Source organism: Sinorhizobium sp. FG01, assembly GCF_002531875.1.
Lineage (GTDB): Bacteria > Pseudomonadota > Alphaproteobacteria > Rhizobiales > Rhizobiaceae > Sinorhizobium > Sinorhizobium fredii_C.
Genome location: NZ_NWTB01000011.1, coordinates 177,414 through 196,169, shown reverse-complemented (window position 1 = coordinate 196,169; position 18,756 = coordinate 177,414). Strand labels below are relative to the sequence as shown.

Annotated in this window: 18 protein-coding genes; 16 read left to right on the top strand and 2 right to left on the bottom strand. The window is 63.6% G+C overall.

All coding sequences use genetic code 11. The features are described 5' to 3' along the window. Nucleotides 1–5 precede the first annotated feature (5 nt). From CO656_RS19910 to CO656_RS19870, 9 genes are all read left to right on the top strand, one after another. Nucleotides 6–1,373 carry a pyruvate dehydrogenase complex E1 component subunit beta gene (locus CO656_RS19910; RefSeq protein ID WP_097526855.1) on the top strand — a complete coding sequence of 456 codons (1,368 nt, stop codon included), beginning with the start codon at nt 6–8 and terminating at the stop codon, nt 1,371–1,373. 14 nt (nt 1,374–1,387) lie between these two features. Continuing rightward, nucleotides 1,388–2,734, top strand: a complete 1,347-nt coding sequence (locus CO656_RS19905) for a pyruvate dehydrogenase complex dihydrolipoamide acetyltransferase (protein WP_097526854.1) — start codon at nt 1,388–1,390, stop codon at nt 2,732–2,734. 112 nt (nt 2,735–2,846) lie between these two features. Further along, a complete protein-coding gene (locus CO656_RS19900; protein ID WP_037423135.1) occupies nt 2,847–3,488 on the top strand; it encodes an SGNH/GDSL hydrolase family protein in 642 nt (213 codons plus the stop codon). Nucleotides 3,489–3,490: 2 nt separating this feature from the next. After that, the gene (locus CO656_RS19895) at nt 3,491–4,072 is read left to right on the top strand and encodes a GNAT family N-acetyltransferase (RefSeq protein WP_097526853.1); all 582 of its coding nucleotides are present in this window, start codon (nt 3,491–3,493) and stop codon (nt 4,070–4,072) included. 18 nt (nt 4,073–4,090) lie between these two features. Beyond that, nucleotides 4,091–5,536 carry a dihydrolipoyl dehydrogenase gene (gene lpdA / locus CO656_RS19890; protein ID WP_037423130.1) on the top strand — a complete coding sequence of 482 codons (1,446 nt, stop codon included), beginning with the start codon at nt 4,091–4,093 and terminating at the stop codon, nt 5,534–5,536. A gap of 75 nt (nt 5,537–5,611) precedes the next feature. Next, entirely contained in the window at nt 5,612–5,863 is a 252-nt protein-coding gene (locus tag CO656_RS19885; RefSeq protein ID WP_037383196.1) for a GlsB/YeaQ/YmgE family stress response membrane protein, read from the top strand. A 133-nt stretch (nt 5,864–5,996) separates the two neighbouring features. Next, nucleotides 5,997–6,962, top strand: a complete 966-nt coding sequence (gene lipA, locus CO656_RS19880) for a lipoyl synthase (protein WP_097526852.1) — start codon at nt 5,997–5,999, stop codon at nt 6,960–6,962. Nucleotides 6,963–7,037: 75 nt separating this feature from the next. Then, nucleotides 7,038–7,601: an AAA family ATPase gene (locus CO656_RS19875; protein ID WP_097526851.1), complete on the top strand. Its 564-nt coding sequence runs from the start codon at nt 7,038–7,040 to the stop codon at nt 7,599–7,601. A 9-nt stretch (nt 7,602–7,610) separates the two neighbouring features. Further along, nucleotides 7,611–8,060, top strand: coding sequence for a type II toxin-antitoxin system RatA family toxin (locus tag CO656_RS19870; protein ID WP_097526850.1), 450 nt, complete (start codon nt 7,611–7,613; stop codon nt 8,058–8,060). On the opposite strand, the gene CO656_RS19865 is transcribed toward CO656_RS19870, so the two are convergent. Beyond that, the gene (locus tag CO656_RS19865; RefSeq protein WP_097526849.1) at nt 8,048–8,545 is read right to left on the bottom strand and encodes a CinA family protein; all 498 of its coding nucleotides are present in this window, start codon (nt 8,543–8,545) and stop codon (nt 8,048–8,050) included. The two genes, CO656_RS19870 and CO656_RS19865, sit on opposite strands and share 13 nt — an antisense overlap. Further along, nucleotides 8,545–9,756 (bottom strand): bifunctional 2-C-methyl-D-erythritol 4-phosphate cytidylyltransferase/2-C-methyl-D-erythritol 2,4-cyclodiphosphate synthase, encoded by a 1,212-nt coding sequence (locus CO656_RS19860; RefSeq protein WP_097526848.1) that lies wholly within the window; start codon nt 9,754–9,756, stop codon nt 8,545–8,547. Before CO656_RS19860 ends, CO656_RS19865 begins: the two co-directional genes overlap by 1 nt. A 232-nt stretch (nt 9,757–9,988) precedes the next feature. On the opposite strand from CO656_RS19860, the gene dusB reads away from it, so the two are divergent. From dusB to hfq, 7 genes are all read left to right on the top strand, one after another. After that, the gene (gene dusB, locus CO656_RS19850; RefSeq protein WP_097526846.1) at nt 9,989–11,017 is read left to right on the top strand and encodes a tRNA dihydrouridine synthase DusB; all 1,029 of its coding nucleotides are present in this window, start codon (nt 9,989–9,991) and stop codon (nt 11,015–11,017) included. Then, nucleotides 11,014–12,168 (top strand): nitrogen regulation protein NR(II), encoded by a 1,155-nt coding sequence (locus tag CO656_RS19845; protein ID WP_097526845.1) that lies wholly within the window; start codon nt 11,014–11,016, stop codon nt 12,166–12,168. The genes dusB and CO656_RS19845 overlap by 4 nt, the downstream gene beginning before the upstream one ends. After that, the gene (gene ntrC / locus CO656_RS19840; protein WP_097526844.1) at nt 12,165–13,619 is read left to right on the top strand and encodes a nitrogen regulation protein NR(I); all 1,455 of its coding nucleotides are present in this window, start codon (nt 12,165–12,167) and stop codon (nt 13,617–13,619) included. The genes CO656_RS19845 and ntrC overlap by 4 nt, the downstream gene beginning before the upstream one ends. Before the next feature lie 204 nt (nt 13,620–13,823). Next, complete coding sequence (locus CO656_RS19835; protein WP_037423099.1) at nt 13,824–16,097, top strand: PAS domain-containing sensor histidine kinase; 2,274 nt, start codon at nt 13,824–13,826, stop codon at nt 16,095–16,097. Continuing rightward, complete coding sequence (gene ntrX, locus CO656_RS19830) at nt 16,087–17,451, top strand: two-component system response regulator NtrX (RefSeq protein WP_037383220.1); 1,365 nt, start codon at nt 16,087–16,089, stop codon at nt 17,449–17,451. Before CO656_RS19835 ends, ntrX begins: the two co-directional genes overlap by 11 nt. A gap of 14 nt (nt 17,452–17,465) precedes the next feature. Then, entirely contained in the window at nt 17,466–18,329 is an 864-nt protein-coding gene (locus CO656_RS19825; protein WP_037423097.1) for a D-amino-acid transaminase, read from the top strand. 107 nt (nt 18,330–18,436) lie between these two features. Then, nucleotides 18,437–18,679 carry an RNA chaperone Hfq gene (hfq, locus tag CO656_RS19820; protein WP_037423095.1) on the top strand — a complete coding sequence of 81 codons (243 nt, stop codon included), beginning with the start codon at nt 18,437–18,439 and terminating at the stop codon, nt 18,677–18,679. Nucleotides 18,680–18,756: the final 77 nt, after the last annotated feature.

Here is an 18,756-nt window from a genome sequence, read left to right as displayed (position 1 = left end):
CGAATATGCCAGTAGAAATTCTTATGCCTGCCCTTTCCCCGACGATGGAGGAAGGCACGCTCTCCAAGTGGCTGAAGAACGAGGGCGACAAGGTTGCCTCCGGTGACGTCATCGCCGAGATCGAAACCGACAAGGCGACGATGGAAGTCGAAGCCGTCGACGAAGGCACGATCGGCAAGCTCTTGATCGCCGCCGGCACCGAAGGCGTAAAGGTCAATACGCCGATCGCCGTGCTGCTTCAGGACGGCGAGGGCGCCGGCGATATTGCCAGCGGCAAGACGGAAGCGCCGAAGCCGGCAGCGGCAGAAGCTCCGGCGCCGGCCGCGGCGCCCGTAGCGGCCCAGCCGAAGGCGGAAGTCCCGTCCGATCCCGCCATTCCGGCCGGCACCGAGATGGTGACGATCACCGTCCGCGAAGCGCTGCGCGATGCAATGGCGGAGGAAATGCGCGCCAATGACGACGTCTTCGTCATGGGCGAGGAGGTTGCCGAATACCAGGGCGCCTACAAGATCACGCAAGGGTTGCTGCAGGAATTCGGCCCCCGCCGGGTCGTCGATACGCCGATCACCGAACATGGTTTTGCCGGCATCGGCGTCGGTGCGGCGATGACCGGCCTGCGTCCGATCGTCGAGTTTATGACCTTCAACTTCGCCATGCAGGCGATTGACCACATCATCAACTCGGCCGCCAAGACGCTCTACATGTCCGGCGGCCAGATGGGCGCGCCGATCGTCTTCCGCGGCCCGAGCGGTGCGGCAGCCCGCGTGGCCGCGCAGCACTCGCAGTGCTATGCCGCCTGGTACAGCCATATTCCGGGCCTGAAGGTCGTCATGCCCTATACGGCGGCGGATGCGAAGGGCCTGCTCAAGGCCGCGATCCGCGACCCGAACCCGGTGATCTTCCTCGAAAACGAAATCCTCTACGGCCAGTCCTTCAAAGTACCGAAGCTCGAAGATTTCGTTCTGCCGATCGGCAAGGCTCGCATTCACCGCGTCGGCAAGGATGCGACGATCGTCTCCTTCGGCATCGGCATGACCTATGCGGTCAAGGCCGCCGCCGAGCTCGAGGCGCTGGGCATCGATGTCGAAGTCATCGACCTTCGGACCATCCGCCCGATGGACCTGCCGACGGTCATCGAATCGGTCAAGAAGACCGGTCGCCTCGTCACCGTCGAGGAAGGCTACCCGCAGTCCTCCGTCGGCACCGAGATCGCCACCCGCGTCATGCAGCAGGCGTTCGACTATCTCGATGCGCCAATCCTGACGATCGCCGGCAAGGACGTGCCGATGCCTTACGCGGCCAACCTGGAGAAGCTTGCTCTGCCAAACGTCGCCGAGGTCGTCGATGCGGTGAAAGCCGTCTGCTACAAATAAGAGAGGGACGTTCGATGCCAATCAACATCACAATGCCTGCCCTCTCTCCGACGATGGAAGAAGGCAATCTCGCCAAGTGGCTCGTCAAGGAAGGCGACAAGGTCAAGTCCGGCGACGTCATCGCCGAGATCGAGACCGACAAGGCGACCATGGAAGTCGAAGCCGTCGATGAAGGCACCGTCGCCAAGATCGTCGTTCCGGCCGGCACCGAAGGCGTCAAGGTCAATGCGTTGATCGCGGTTCTGGCCGCGGACGGCGAGGATGTCGCAACGGCGGCCAAGGGCGGTAATGGCGCGGCCGCGCCGGCCTCCGCCGCCAAGGCGGAAGCACCGGCTCCGGCAGCACCTGCCGCTGCACCGGCACCGGCCGCAGCGCCTGCGGCTCCGGCCGCATCGACTGCGCCGGCACCGGCGGCCGGTGATGCAAAGCGCGTCTTCTCGTCGCCGCTCGCCCGCCGCCTCGCCAAGGAAGCGGGCATCGATCTCTCGGCCATTGCCGGTTCCGGTCCCTATGGCCGCGTCGTCAAGAAGGATGTCGAAACCGCAGTTTCCGGCGGCACCGCCAAGCCGGCCGCGGCGCCGGCAGCCGGGCAAGCGCCGGCCGCGGCACCGCTTGCCAAGGGCATGTCGGAAGACGCCGTCCTCAAGCTCTTCGAGCCGGGCTCCTACGAGCTCGTGCCGCATGACGGCATGCGCAAGACGATTGCCAAGCGCCTGCAGGAATCGAAGCAGACGATCCCGCACTTCTACGTTTCCCTCGATTGCCAGCTCGATGCTCTCTTGGCACTGCGTGCCCAGCTTAACGCGGCAGCACCGGAGAAGGATGGCAAGCCAGTCTACAAGCTCTCGGTCAACGACATGGTGATCAAGGCGCTGGCGCTGGCGCTGCGCGACGTTCCGGATGCGAACGTTTCCTGGACCGATACGAACATGGTCAAGCACAAGCACGCCGATGTGGGCGTTGCCGTGTCCATTCCGGGCGGCCTGATTACGCCGATCGTCCGCCAGGCAGAGTTGAAGAGCCTTTCGGCCATCTCCAACGAGATGAAGGATCTCGGCAAGCGCGCGAAAGAGCGCAAGCTGAAGCCGGAAGAATATCAGGGCGGTACGACCGCCGTCTCCAACATGGGCATGATGGGCGTCAAGGACTTCGCAGCCGTCGTCAACCCGCCGCACGCGACGATCCTCGCGGTCGGCGCCGGCGAGGAGCGGGTGATCGTCAAGAACAAGGAGATGGTCGTCGCCAACATGATGACCGTCACGCTCTCGACCGACCATCGCTGCGTCGATGGCGCTCTTGGTGCCGAACTGCTCGGCGCCTTCAAGCGCTACATCGAAAACCCGATGGGCATGCTCGTCTGATGCGATCCGGACCGGCGCTTCCGCCGGTCCTTCCTTTCCTGACGTCTTGTGCGTGTCATTGCCTCAACCGCTGCACACTTTTGGGCGACATGCATCACATGCGAGTAGGCAGATGAAGACAGTCCTTTGCTATGGTGACAGTCTGACCTGGGGCTATGATGCGGAGGGTCCGGGTCGGCATGCGCTGGAGGATCGTTGGCCGAGCGTGCTGCAGAAGGCGCTGGGTTCCGGCGTCAACGTCATCGCCGAGGGGCTGAACGGCCGCACCACAGCCTATGACGATCATCTCGCCGATTGCGACCGTAACGGCGCGCGTGTCCTTCCGACCGTGCTGCACAGCCACGCACCGCTCGATCTTGTCGTCTTCATGCTCGGTTCGAACGACATGAAGCCAATCATTCACGGCACCGCCTTCGGCGCCGTCAAGGGTGTCGAGCGCCTGGTCAATCTGGTTCGCAAGCATGACTGGCCGACGGAGACGGAGGAGGGCCCGGATATCCTGATCGTCTCGCCGCCACCGCTTTGCGAAACCGCCGACAGCGACTTCGCGGCGATGTTTGCCGGCGGCGTCGAGCAGTCGGCGATGCTGGCCTCGCTCTATCGCGATCTCGCCGACGAACTCGATTGCGGCTTCTTCGACGCCGGCTCGGTCGCTCGGACGACGCCGCTCGATGGGGTTCATCTCGACGCCGAGAATACCCGTGCGATCGGCCGCGGCGTGGAGCCGGTCGTCCGGATGTTGCTCGGGCTTTGACGATGGCGGCTGGCGCAACCCTCAGGCCCGCTATGCGAAGCGAGGCGGCGGAACTGGCGATCCTCGTCGATATCGCCTCGCATGGCTTTGCTTCGTGGCTGTGGTACGGCGGTGTCCTGGCCCGGTCGGCGGAGACGGCCTTCGAACACGGCCGAAACCGGCTCCGGCAGGACGAGGGTTTGGGAACGTGGAGCGATGCGGTCGTTGCGGTCCTCGGAGACGAGATCGTCGGCGCTTCGGTCTCCTACGCTATCGACGCGTCGATTGCAGAGATCGAGCCGAAGCATCCTGTCCTTGCGCCCTTGCTGGCGCTGCAGAGAGAGGTGGTCGGTCACTGGTTTGTCGACAGCCTTGGCGTCTACAGGGCGCATCGCGGAAAGGGGATCGGCCGGGCGCTGCTCGAGAACGAATTTCGCCGAGCTGGCAAAGCGCCTGTAAGCCTGATCACCGAGGGCCACAACGACAAGGCGCAGTCGCTCTACAGGGTGAACGGCTTCGAAGAGAGGGCGCGCGGCGAAGCCGTGCCGCCTTTCGAAGACAGCAGGAAACATGATTGGGTGCTCTTCACCCGCAAGGTCGCTTGAAACAAAGGTAGGAAACACATGGCTGAGAATTACGACGTCATCGTTATCGGTTCGGGCCCGGGCGGCTATGTCACCGCCATCCGCTCGGCGCAGCTGGGCTTGAAGACGGCGATCGTCGAACGCGAGCACCTGGGCGGCATCTGCCTCAACTGGGGCTGCATCCCCACCAAGGCGCTGCTGCGCTCCGCCGAGATCCTCGACCATGCCAACCACGCCAAGAACTACGGCCTGACGCTCGAAGGCAAGATCACCGCCAACGTCAAGGATGTCGTGGCCCGATCGCGCGGCGTCTCGGCGCGGCTGAACGGCGGCGTCGCCTTCCTCATGAAGAAGAACAAGATCGACGTGATCTGGGGCGAGGCGAAGCTGACGAAGCCCGGCGAGATCGTCGTCGGCGCGCCGTCGAAGCCGGCCGTCCAGCCGCAGAACCCGGTGCCGAAGGGTGTCAAGGGCGAGGGCACCTATACGGCGAAGCACATCATCATCGCGACCGGCGCCCGGCCGCGGGCGCTGCCCGGCATCGAGCCGGACGGCAAGCTGATCTGGACCTATTTCGAGGCGATGAAGCCCGAGGAGCTGCCGAAAACCATGGTGGTCATGGGCTCCGGCGCGATTGGCATCGAATTTGCCAGCTTCTACCTTTCCATGGGCGTCGACGTCACGGTCGTCGAACTCCTGCCGCAGGTCATGCCGGTCGAGGATGCCGAGATTTCCGCCTTTGCCCGCAAGCAGCTCGAAAAGCGCGGCATGAAGATCTTCACCGACGCCAAGGTGACGAAGGTCGAAAAGGGCGCCAACGATGTCACGGCCCATGTCGAGACGAAGGACGGCAAGGTCACGCCGATCAAGGCGGACCGTCTGATCTCGGCCGTCGGCGTTCAGGGCAACATCGAGAACCTCGGCCTCGAGGCGCTGCGCATCGAGACCAGCCGCGGCTGCATCGTCACCGACGGTTATGGCAAGACGAATGTCCCCGGCATTTATGCGATCGGCGATGTTGCCGGTCCGCCGATGCTGGCGCACAAGGCCGAGCATGAGGGCGTCATCTGCGTCGAGAAGATCGCCGGCGTCCCGGGCGTCCATGCGCTTGACAAGGGCAAGGTCCCGGGCTGCACCTATTGCGACCCGCAGGTCGCTTCCGTCGGCCTCACCGAGGCGAGGGCGAAGGAGCTCGGCCGCGACATTCGCGTCGGCCGCTACAGCTTCGGCGCCAACGGCAAGGCGATAGCGCTTGGCGAAGACCAGGGCCTGATCAAGACGATCTTCGACAAGAAGACCGGCGAGCTCCTCGGCGCGCACATGGTGGGCGCGGAAGTCACCGAGCTCATCCAGGGCTTCGTCGTTGCCATGAATCTGGAGACGACCGAGGAAGAGCTGATGCACACGATCTTCCCGCATCCGACGCTCTCCGAAATGATGAAGGAAAGCGTGCTCGACGCCTACGGAAAAGTCCTGAACGCCTGATGACGTGCGACCGTTCGGAACTTGCGGTATGCTCACGCATTGATTGCGTAGCATCTTCAGTGCGCGGAGGTCGTCATGAGCGTCAATGGCGTGGGCATTTTGGCAGCGATCATCATCGGTGGGCTGGCCGGCTGGCTGGCGGAGAAATTCATGAACAGCCAGATGGGCCTGTTCATGAACATCATCCTCGGCATCATCGGCGCGGTCGTCTTGAACTTCATCCTGGCGGCATTCGGCATGGCCTATACGGGCTGGATCGCCTATCTGGTCGTCGGCTTCATCGGCGCCTGCCTGCTGATCGCCGCGGGCCGCGCCGTTCGAGGATAGAAGTCCATTCGCCATTCAATCGCGGTCGGGCTGCCATGCAAATGGTGGCCTGACTTTTCATGTCCGGCTGTTTATATAGATCGAAATCGCCGACGGCTTCTGGCCGCATGCTCGATAAGACGAAGGAAGAAACATGGTAACGGTTTTCGACGCGGTCTCGGATCGGGCTCAGCGCATTCGCCATCCGGAAAAGGCGCACCGCCCGGATACGGAAGTGCTGCGCAAGCCGGACTGGATTCGCGTGAAGGCGCCGACCTCGAAGGGTTACCAGGAGACCCGCTCGATCGTGAAGAGCAACAAGCTCGTCACCGTCTGCGAGGAGGCCGGCTGCCCGAACATCGGCGAATGTTGGGACAAGAAGCACGCCACCTTCATGATCATGGGCGAGATCTGCACGCGCGCCTGCGCCTTCTGCAACGTGGCGACCGGCAAGCCGAACGCCCTCGACCTCGAAGAGCCCGCCAACGTCGCCAAGGCCGTCAAGCAGATGGGCTTGAGCCATGTCGTCATCACCTCGGTCGACCGTGACGACCTGGAGGACGGCGGCGCCGAGCATTTCGAGAAGGTGATCTTTGCGATCCGCGAGGCCTCGCCCACGACGACGATCGAAATCCTGACGCCCGACTTCCTCAAGAAGCCAGGTGCGCTGGAGCGGGTGGTCGCCGCCAAGCCCGACGTCTTCAACCACAATCTCGAGACCGTGCCGGGCAACTACCTCACGGTGCGCCCGGGCGCCCGCTACTTCCATTCGATCCGTCTCCTGCAGCGGGTGAAGGAACTCGATCCGACGATGTTCACCAAGTCCGGCATCATGGTCGGTCTCGGCGAGGAGCGGAACGAGGTGCTGCAACTGATGGACGACCTGCGCACCGCCGACGTCGATTTCCTGACGATCGGCCAGTACCTGCAGCCGACCCGCAAGCATCACAAGGTCGAGAAGTTCGTCACCCCCGAGGAGTTCAAGTCCTACGAGACGGTCGCCTATACCAAGGGCTTCCTGATGGTTGCGTCGAGCCCGCTGACCCGCTCCTCGCACCATGCCGGCGACGATTTCGCACGGCTGAAGGCGGCGCGCGAGAAGAAGCTCGGGGCGGAGTAGCTCTTCGCCGGCCGCCGATACGGGATCAATAGCCGCGGCGTTCCGATGTCGCGGCTTTCCTTTTGTGGAGACGGCATGGCACAGGATCTGACAGATATTGCCGAGGCAGCGGGCCATCTCGCGCAGGCGAAGCGGATTCTCGTGATCGGCTGCTCCGGCGGCGGCAAAACCACTCTCGCGCGGTGGCTTTCCACCCGCTTCGATCTACCCTTCATCTCCATGGACCGCGAATTCTTCTGGCTGCCCGGCTGGAACTCGCGCCCACGCGCGGAACAGCGGGCAATGATCGCCGCCAAGGTCGATCAGCCGCGATGGATCATGGACGGAACAAACCCTTCGAGCTTCGATCTAAGGATGCCGCGCACGGAGGTCGTTCTTTGGGTGCGTATGCCGCGCCTGCTTTGTCTGTGGGGGGCGGTGCGCCGCTGGTTGAAATGGCGAGGCCAGGCGCGGCCGGAAATGGCCGACGGCTGCCCCGAGCGATTGAGCTTGGAATTCGTTCGCTACATCTGGACCTTCGAAGGCAAATTTGCCCCCATGGTCGAAGCCGGGCTCCGTGAGCACGCAGTGCCCGTTCTCCAGATAAGAAGCCGGGCACAAATGCGCCAACTCCTTGATCTTCTCTCGGCTCGGCCTTAACTCCAAACTATGCCGCATTTCGAAACCAACCACGTCGTCAAGCACTCGGCGGAACAGATGTTCAACCTCGTCGCCGATGTCGAGCGCTATCCGGAATTCCTGCCGCTCTGCGAGGCGCTGAGCGTGCGATCGCGCAAGGAGCGCGACGGCAAGACGTTGCTGCTGGCCGACATGACGGTGGGCTACAAGGCCATCCGCGAGACGTTTACGACGCAGGTTCTGCTGAAGCCGGCCGAGCGGCTGATCGACGTCAATTACATCGAGGGACCGTTCAAGTATCTCGACAATGTCTGGCGCTTCGAACCGGTGAACGAGAGAGAGTCGATCGTCCACTTCTATATCGACTACGAGTTCAAGAGCCGCATTCTCGGCGCCCTGATGGGCTCGATGTTCGATCGCGCCTTCCGAATGTTCTCGGAGGCCTTCGAGAAACGCGCCGACGCGATCTACGGCTCCTGAGCGATCTCCCTGAGGAGATCGAGCGCCGTCTTCACCGTTGCGAGCCGCACCGCATTGCGGCCGATCGCACCGTAGCGCATCTCTCGGTGGAGGATATTGCCCGACCGCGTTGCAGCCGCGAGGTGAACGAGCCCGACAGGCTTCTCCGCCGAGCCGCCGCTTGGGCCTGCAATGCCCGTCACCGCCACCGCGAGATCGGCGCGGGAGTGGGCGATGGCGCCGCGGACCATTTCCGCAGCCGTTTCGTGAGAGACCGCCCCGTTGGCCGCGAGCGTCGCTGCGTCGACGCCGAGCATGTCGATTTTCGCCTCGTTGGAATAGGTGACGAAGCCGCGGTCGACGACGGCGGACGAGCCGGCAATCTCGGTCAGCGCCGCGGCGATTAATCCGCCTGTGCAGGATTCGGCGGTGGCGATCTTCAGCCCGCGCGCGGTGAAATCGGCAATAATGGCGCGCGCCGCCTGTTCGATGTCGACCGGCCACATCAGGCTTTGTTCTCCGGCACATAGACGACCGTTACGGTGGCGATTGCGGCGATACCCTCCCGGCGTCCGACGAAGCCGAGCTTCTCGTTGGTCGTCGCCTTCACCGAGCAGCGGTCGAGCGCGATGCCGAGCATGGCGGCAAGGTTTTCGCGCATCTGCTGGCGGTGGGGGCCGACCTTCGGGGCTTCCGCGATCAGCGAAACGTCCGCGTTTGTGATCACTCCGCCGTGCTCGCGCACGATCCGGGCGGCGTGCTCCAGGAAGATACGCGAGGGGGCACCCTTCCACTGCGGATCCGAAGGCGGGAAGTGGTCGCCGATGTCGCCGGCGCCGCAGGTGGCGAGCAGCGCGTCGGTCAAGGCGTGCAAGGCGACATCCGCGTCGGAATGACCGGAGAGCTTGCGGTCATGCGGAATGAACACGCCGCAAAGCGTGACGCCGTCGCCCTCGACGAGCTGGTGCACGTCGTAGCCGTTGCCGGTGCGGACGTCGGGAATTGCATGCCGGTTCAGCCGTTCATCGGCCATCGATATATCCCTTTGAAGCGTGAGCTTGACATTATCCGGCGCTCCCTCGACGAGGACCACCGGGATGCCGGCCCATTCCGCAATAGATGCGTCGTCGGTAAAATCGCTGCGGCCGCTGGCGCTTGCGGCGCGATGGGCGGCGAGGATCGCCTCGAGACGGAAACATTGCGGCGTTTGCGCCGCGTAGAGGCCGGTCCGCGGCACCGTCTCCTCGACGCGGCCGCCGGTCGCCCGTTTCAGCGTATCGGCGACGGCAACTGCCGGAACGACCGCCTCGGCGCCGCCTTCGAGCGCCGCCCGGCAGCGGTCGAGCAGGGCATGGTCGATGAATGGGCGCACGGCGTCGTGGATCATTGCGTGCTTGACTCCGGCCTTGGCGAGCGCCTCGAGGCCGGCGAGAACCGAGAGCTGACGCGTCGCGCCGCCGTGAACCACCGACACGGCCAGCGAGTCGCCCATGCGCCCGAGCGCCGCGGCGAGAAGCGCCTCATCGTCGGGGTGGATAACGACGACCATCGGCCCGGTGCTCGGCCATGTCGCGAAAACGTCAAGTGTATGGGCGATAACGGGGCGATTGCCGATCCTGCGATACTGCTTTGGTCCCTCCGCCGATTGACCGGCGCGCTCGCCGCGGCCGGCCGCGACGACAACAACACCACAGGAGAACTGTTCTTCCGGCTGCATCTTCTGTATGGGGTCCCGCAATTCGCCAATCTACGCCGTCATGTACCGCGAAGGTCCTGTGATTGCCAGCCATCTGTCCCCTGCAGTCCGACTGTGCGGCGGTTTTCAGGTGATCGGCATGCCTGAAAATGCGGATTTGAAGTGCGCCGACGCGCTTCGAGGAATTTTGTCGGGCGTGTGGAAATCGCTTGGCAAGTCGAACAATACTGTCTAAAAATAGTGCAAGATATTCATGTGCCCGAAAGATATGCATTTGCCACTGCCGGCCCTGTCATCGTCACTCCGGATCGGGAAAATTGAAATCCGCAATCGGGTGGCGCTCGCTCCGATGTCAGGGGTGACGGATTTGCCCTTTCGTATGCTCGCCTGGCGCTTCGGTGCCGGTTTCGTCGTAACCGAAATGGTGGCAAGCCGTGAACTGGTCGCCAATGCGGCCGAGTCCTGGGCGCGACTGAAGAATTCCGGCATTGAGCCCCACATTGTCCAGTTGGCCGGGCGCGAGGCCCACTGGATGGCGGAGGCCGCCAAGATTGTCGAGGCCAACGGTGCCGACATCGTCGACATCAATATGGGGTGTCCGGCCAAGAAGGTCACCGGCGGCTATTCCGGTTCGGCACTGATGCGCGATCCGGACCATGCCTTGTCGCTGATCGAGGCGACCGTCAAGGCCGTCCGCGTGCCGGTAACGCTGAAGATGCGGCTCGGCTGGGACGAGAATTCGATTAACGCGCCGCTGATCGCCCGCCGGGCCGAGGCGGCGGGCGTCCAGGCGATCACCATTCATGGCCGCACCCGCATGCAATTCTATACCGGCAGGGCGGATTGGAATGCGATCCGCGCGGTTCGCGAGGCGATTTCCGTGCCGCTGATCGCCAATGGCGATGTCGATACGATCGCCGATGCCACGGAAATCCTGCGCCGCTCCGGTGCCGACGCCGTCATGGTCGGCCGCTCCTGCCAGGGCCGGCCGTGGCATGCGGGCGTGCTGGCCGGTGCCGCAGATGAACCGCATGCCACGCGAATAGCGGAAACGTTTGTCGAGCACTACGCGATGATGCTCGACTTCTACGGGGCGGAGATCGGTCTTCGTCATGCTCGCAAGCATGTCGGCTGGTATCTCGAGCGTTTCGCGCCGGAGCTTCCGGCAGCGCAAAAGGCCGAAATCCTGACGGCGAAGGATGTGAAACTTGTGAGCGATCGGGTCGCGGCCGCGATTGCTTGCTCCGGCTTGGAGCCGGCGAGGGGAGAGATTGCGGCATGACCGAAAAGGCAATGGTCCCGGAACCGGCAGAGGCCGCGAACGACCTCTCGATGGCGGTGCTGAACGCCATACAGAACCCGGTCATTCTCGTCGACGAAAACGGCCATGTCGCCTTCGCCAATTGGGAGGCGGAGTCCTTCTTCGGGGCGAGCGCCAACCATCTCGCCCGCCACGATATCAGCGCCTTCATTCCCTTCGGCAGCCCGCTTCTGACGCTGATCGACCAGGTGCGCGAAAGGCGCGCTCCGGTCAACGAGTACCGGGTGGACCTGAGCTCGCCGCGGCTTGGCGCCGACAAGCTCGTCGATCTTTACGTGGCGCCGGTGCTGTCGCAGCCGGGATCCGTGGTCATCGTCTTCCAGGAGCGCTCGATGGCCGACAAGATCGATCGGCAGCTGACCCATCGGGCAGCCGCGCGCTCCGTCACGGGGCTTGCCTCGATGCTCGCCCATGAGATCAAGAACCCGCTGTCCGGCATCAGGGGCGCGGCGCAGCTCCTTGAAACCTCTGTGAACGACGAAGACCGGGCGCTGACGCGGCTGATCTGCGACGAGACCGACCGCATCGTCTCGCTTGTCGACCGCATGGAGGTGTTTTCTGACGAGCGCCCGGTCGATCGCGTGCCGCTCAACATCCACTCGGTGCTCGACCACGTGAAGGCGATCGCCAAGGCGGGCTTTGCCCGCGCCATCAAGATCTCCGAAAACTACGACCCATCGCTCCCGCCCGTCTATGCCAACCGCGACCAGCTCGTCCAGGTGTTCCTCAACCTGGTCAAGAACGCCGCGGAGGCGATCGGCGACCGGCCGGAAGGCGAAATCATGCTCACGACGGCCTATCGGCCCGGCATCCGGCTCTCGGTGGCGGGAACGCGGGAAAAGATCTCGCTGCCGCTGGAGTTCTGTGTCCACGACAACGGACCGGGCGTGCCCTCGGACCTGCTGCCGCATCTCTTCGATCCGTTCATCACGACGAAGACGAACGGCTCCGGTCTCGGGCTGGCGCTGGTGGCCAAGATCATCGGCGGCCATGGCGGCATCGTCGAATGCGACAGCCAGCACAGCCGCACGACCTTTCGCGTCCTGATGCCGGCCTCCAAGGGACGGGCGGCGGATGACGTAACTCCGACTACAAAAGGAAGCATTGCATGACCGGCGCCACGATCCTCGTCGCGGATGACGACGCAGCCATTCGCACCGTGCTCAACCAGGCGCTCAGCCGTGCCGGATACGACGTGCGCATCACCTCCAACGCCGCGACGCTCTGGCGCTGGATCGCCGCCGGCGACGGCGACCTGGTGGTTACCGACGTGGTGATGCCGGACGAGAATGCCTTCGATCTCCTGCCGCGGATCAAGAAGGCGCGACCCGACCTGCCGGTTCTGGTGATGAGTGCGCAGAACACGTTCATGACCGCCATCAAGGCGTCGGAGAAGGGCGCCTATGATTATCTGCCGAAACCCTTCGACCTGACCGAGCTGATCGGCATCATCGGCCGGGCGCTGGCCGAGCCGAAACGCCGCCCCTCCAAGCTGGATGACGATTCGCAGGACGGCATGCCGCTCGTCGGCCGCTCCGCCGCCATGCAGGAAATCTACCGCGTCCTTGCCCGGCTGATGCAGACCGATCTGACGCTGATGATTACTGGCGAATCGGGAACCGGAAAGGAGCTGGTCGCGCGCGCCCTGCACGATTACGGCAAGCGCAGGAACGGGCCCTTCGTCGCCATCAATATGGCCGCGATCCCCCGCGACCTCATCGAATCGGAACTGTTCGGTCATGAAAAAGGGGCGTTCACCGGCGCCCAGACGCGCTCCACCGGCCGCTTCGAACAGGCCGAGGGCGGTACGCTTTTCCTCGACGAAATCGGCGACATGCCGATGGATGCGCAGACGCGGCTGCTGCGCGTGCTGCAGCAGGGCGAATACACGACCGTCGGCGGGCGCACTCCGATCCGCTCCGACGTGCGCATCGTCGCGGCGACGAACAAGGACCTGAAGCAGTCGATCAACCAGGGTCTTTTCCGCGAGGACCTCTACTATCGCCTGAACGTCGTGCCGCTGCGTCTGCCGCCGCTTCGCGATCGTGCCGAGGATATTCCCGATCTCGTTCGGCATTTCGTCCAGCAGGCCGAAAAGGAGGGGCTCGACGTCAAGCGCTTCGACCAGGAAGCGCTGGAACTGATGAAGGCGCATCCCTGGCCCGGCAACGTTCGCGAGCTCGAGAACCTCGTGCGGCGCCTCACCGCACTTTATCCACAGGATGTGATCACCCGCGAGATCATCGAAAACGAGCTGCGATCGGAGGTGCCGGACAGCCCGATCGACAAGGCCGTCGCGCGTCCCGGCTCGATGTCGATCTCGCAGGCGGTCGAGGAGAACATGCGGCAGTATTTCGCAAGCTTCGGCGAGGCGTTGCCGCCGACGGGCCTTTACGACCGGGTGCTTGCGGAAATGGAGTATCCCTTGATCCTCGCGGCCCTGACGGCGACACGCGGCAACCAGATCAAGGCAGCCGATCTCCTCGGACTCAACCGAAACACGCTGCGCAAGAAGATCCGCGAACTGGGCGTCTCCGTCTATCGGAGCTCACGCACCGCTTGACTGCTTTGCAACACCGTTGCATTTTCGCCACAATGCGTTGCTTGAAGGCTCACGGGGCGGCCGATTCGATCTGACTCGGGCAATGGCGGCTCGCGTGACGCGGCATGTGCCGTCGTCCGTCCGGGCTAGGGCATTCAATATCCTGGTCCGGATTGCAGGCGGGTGCCGGTGTCTTCGGGGCGCCGGTTTTGGGGGAAGTTTTTTATGGTGGATGGCATGGCCTTGCCATTGGGCACGGAGGAGGGTGTTGCGGCTGCCCAGGATCGGCGGGCCTCCTTCGCGTTCCCGGGCCTGATGCTGGCCACCGGGGCTCTGGTCTGCGCCACCCTGTCCCTGCTCGTCCTTCTCGGCCTCACCCCCGTCAGGCCGGAACGGAACATCGTCATTGCCTGCGCCGGCGTCAACGGCGTCTTCGTCGTCGGCCTGATCTATCTGATCGCCCGCGAGATCATCAGGCTGCTTCGCGCCCGCAGCAAGGGGAGGGCGGCGGCGCGGCTGCATGTGCGCATCGTTGCTCTGTTTTCGATCGTCGCGATCACGCCGGCCATCCTCGTCGCGATTTTCGCCAGCATCACCCTCGATGTCGGCCTCGACCGCTGGTTCTCGCTGCGCACCCAGGCGATCGTGCGCTCCTCGCTGAACGTCGCCCAGGCCTATGTCCTGGAGAATGCCAGCTACCTTCAAGGCCAGACGGTCTCGATGGCCAACGACCTCGAGCGCAACCGGCAGCTTTACGCCCTCGACCGCACCGGCTTCACCGAACTGATGACGCGTCAGGCGAGGGGGCGCGGCATGCTCGGCGCCTTCCTCGTTCGCGCCGACGGCAGCGCCATCCTCCAGGCCAATATCTCGACCGAACGGCCCTTGCCTGCCATCCCGCAGGACGCGTTGAAGAGCACCGTCGCGGGCCAGCCGACGCTTATCCCCCCCGGCGTCACCAATCTCGTCGGAGCGGTCGTTCCGCTGGAGAATTTCCCCGGCATCTACCTCTATACGCTTCGCAACGTCGATCCCGAAGTCATGCGCTCCATGCGGCTGATGGAGGAGAACACCGCCGAGTACAAGGCGCTTGAGGCGGGACGCACCTCGTTGCAGATCGCCTTCGGTGTCCTTTACATCGGCTTCGCGCTGATCGTGCTTCTGGCGGCGATCTGGACGGCAATAGCCGTTGCCGACCGCATCGTCCGGCCGATTCGGCAACTGATCGGCGCGGCCGACAGCGTCGCCTCCGGCAATCTCGACGTGGTCGTGCCGGTGCGTGCCGTCGACGGCGACGTCGGCAATCTCTCGCGCACCTTCAACAAGATGGTCAGCGAGATCCGGACGCAGCAGGACCAGATCCTGGTCGCCAAGGACGAGGTCGATCAGCGCCGCCGCTTCATCGAGGCCGTGCTTTCCGGCGTCACCGCGGCCGTGATCGGCGTCGGCCGGGACCGGCGCATCACGATCGCCAATCCCTCGTCGGAGGAATTCCTGCGGAAATCGGCTCCGGGACTGCTCGGCGCCAGCCTTCGCGAGGTGGCGCCGGAGATCGAGGAGGTGCTGGTCGAGGCGGAAAGCCGCTATCGCAACGACTACCGTAAACAAATCAACATCATGCGCGGCGGAACCGAGCGCACGCTGAACGTTCAGGTGACCCGGGAAGAGGGCGAGGGCTCGCAAGGCTCCTACGTCATCACGATCGACGACATCACCGATCTGGTCATTGCCCAGCGCTCGACCGCCTGGGCGGACGTGGCACGGCGTATCGCCCATGAGATCAAGAATCCGCTGACGCCCATCCAGCTTTCCGCCGAACGCCTCAAACGGCGCTACGGCAGGCAGATCGACCAGCAGGACAAGGCCGTATTCGACCAGTGCACCGATACGATCGTGCGCCAGGTGGAAGACATCGGCCGGATGGTCGACGAGTTCTCAGCCTTCGCGCGCATGCCGAAACCGACGAAGGAAAAGTCGGACCTGCGCTCGATCCTCAAGGACGCCGTCTTCCTGCGCGAAATGGGCAACAACCACATCACCTTCATCCGCGACTTCGGCGACGAGGCGCTCGAGGGCCAGTTCGACGGGCGCATGCTCGGCCAGGCCTTTGGCAATGTCGTCAAGAATGCGGTTGAGGCGATCGAGGCGGTCCCGGCCGAGGCGGCGCGCGGTGCGCCGACGATCTTGGTTCGCTCCCGTCGCGACGACGCGACCGGGCGCTTCGTCGTCGACGTTGTCGACAACGGCAAGGGGCTCCCCACCGAAAACCGGCACCGGATTTTGGAGCCATACATGACGATGCGAGAGAAAGGCACGGGGCTGGGTCTCGCTATCGTCAAGAAAATCATCGAGGACCACGGCGGACAATTGGAATTGCACGATGCACCGGCGGATTTCGACGGCGGTGTCGGGGCGATGATCCGCGTGATCCTGCCGCCCGCCGGCGAAACCGGGGGCGATGAGACTGTGAAGGATAAGGGTAATACCAATGGCGGCTGATATTCTGGTTGTGGATGATGAGGAAGATATCCGCGAGATCGTCTCGGGCATCCTGTCGGACGAAGGCCACGAGACGCGGACGGCCTTCGACAGCGACAGCGCGCTTGCGGCGATCAACGACCGCGTGCCGCGGCTCATCTTCCTGGACATCTGGATGCAAGGCAGCCGGCTGGACGGGCTGGCGCTGCTGGACGAGATCAAGAGCCGTCATCCGGACCTGCCGGTGGTGATGATTTCCGGCCACGGCAACATCGAGACGGCTGTTTCCGCGATCAAGCGCGGCGCTTACGACTTCATCGAGAAGCCGTTCAAGGCCGATCGGCTGATCCTGATTGCCGAGCGGGCGCTCGAGAATTCCAAGCTCAAGCGCGAAGTGTCGGAACTCAAGAAGCGGTCGGGCGATCCGGTGGAGCTCATCGGCACTTCGGTCGCGGTGTCGCAGCTGCGCCAGACGATCGAGAAGGTCGCCCCGACCAACAGCCGCATCATGATCCAAGGACCCTCCGGTTCCGGCAAGGAACTGGTGGCGCGCATGATCCATCGCAAGTCGACGCGTTCCACCGGTCCTTTCGTCGCCTTGAATGCGGCCGCGATCACGCCGGACCGCATGGAAATCGCGCTTTTCGGCACCGAGGGCACCGCGGGTCAGCCGCGTCGCACCGGCGCGCTCGAGGAGGCCCATGGCGGCATCCTCTATCTCGACGAGGTCGGCGAAATGCCGCGCGAGACGCAGAACAAGATCCTGCGCGTGCTCGTCGATCAGCAGTTCGAGCGCGTCGGCGGCTCGAAACGCGTCAAGGTGGACGTGCGTATCATTTCCTCGACCGCCTACAATCTTGAGAACATGATCGCCGAGGGCCTCTTCCGGGAGGACCTTTATCACCGGCTTGCCGTTATTCCCGTCCGCGTTCCGGCGCTCGCCGAGCGGCGCGAGGATATTCCTTTCCTTGTCGACATGTTCATGCGCCAGGTGAGCGAACATGCCGGCATCCGGCCGCGCAAGATCGGCGAGGATGCGCTTGCCGTGCTCCAGGCGCATGACTGGCCGGGCAATATCCGCCAGTTGCGCAACAACATCGAACGCCTGATGATCCTCGCCCGCAGCGACGGCCCGGATACGCCGATCAGTGCCGACATGCTGCCGAACGAGGTGGGCGACACGCTGCCGAAGATTTCCGCCAAGGGCGACCAGCACATCATGACCCTGCCGCTGCGCGAGGCGCGCGAAATGTTCGAACGGGATTATCTGATCGCCCAGATCAACCGCTTCGGCGGAAACATCTCCCGCACGGCGGAATTCGTCGGCATGGAGCGCTCGGCGCTGCATCGCAAGCTGAAGTCGCTGGGCGTCTGAGGCCGCGAAGCTCCATGCCAAGAACCGCCTATGTGAACGGCGCCTATGTCCCGCATTCCGAAGCCGCGATCCATGTGGAGGACCGCGGCTTCCAGTTTGCCGATGGCGTCTACGAGGTCTGCGAGGTGCGGCACGGCTTCATTGTCGATCTCAGCCGTCACCTCGACCGCCTCGACCGGTCGCTGAGTGAACTCAGGATGGACTGGCCGATGAGCCGGGCTGCGCTGATCCAGGTCATTCGCGAGGTGCTGCGGCGCAACCGCGTCCTCAACGGGCTCTTCTATCTTCAGGTGACGCGGGGCGTCGCCCGGCGCGATCATGTGTTCCCGGCCAAGGGCACGCCACCCTCTGTCGTCGTCACGGCTAAGCGCACCGATGCCGCCGCGATCGCCAGGAAGAATGCCGAAGGCATTGCCGCGATTACGGTGCCGGAAAACCGCTGGGACCGGGTGGACATCAAGACGGTCGGCCTGCTTCCGAACGTCCTCGCTCGCCAAAGGGCGAAGGAAGTCGGCGCGCAAGAGGCGATTTTCGTCGACGCGGACGGCACGGTCAAGGAAGGGGCGGCGACGAATGTCTGGATCGTCGACGGCGAGGGGACGCTGCGCACGCGCCCGGCCGAGCACGGCATCCTGCGCGGCATCACGCGTACGACACTGATGGACGTGGCAAAGCCGCTCGGCCTGAAGATCGAGGAGAAGGCCTTCTCTGTCGAGGAAATGCTTGCCGCACGGGAAGTGTTCGTCACCGCTGCCACGAGCATCTGCTTTCCGGTCGTATCGATCGATGGAAAGCCGATCGGCAACGGCCATCCGGGAAGCATAGCACAGAATATTCGTGAAGCCTTTTTCGACGTTGCGGAAAAGACGGCGATTTGATACCAAACTTCAAGAGGTGTCGGGGGAAGGCTTCTGTGACACGTCTGATCGCAAATTTGACAAAATGCACCGGCGCCAAAGCCGGCAAATAAGAAAGAAGCGGCGCGATGGCGGAACGTTCTCAAAACTTGCAGGATCTTTTTCTTAATACGGTTCGCAAGCAAAAAATTTCCTTGACCATTTTCCTTATCAATGGCGTGAAACTGACGGGTGTTGTGACATCTTTTGACAATTTCTGCGTCCTGTTGCGCCGTGACGGCCATTCTCAACTCGTCTACAAGCACGCCATCTCGACCATCATGCCGGGCCAGCCTCTGCAGATGTTCGAGAATGAGGAAGTGGCATCCTGACGGGACCTGAGGACCATTACCAAACGCAATTCGAAATCGCCGTCGTCGATCATACCGGAGCTTGAGAAGCGCCGCGA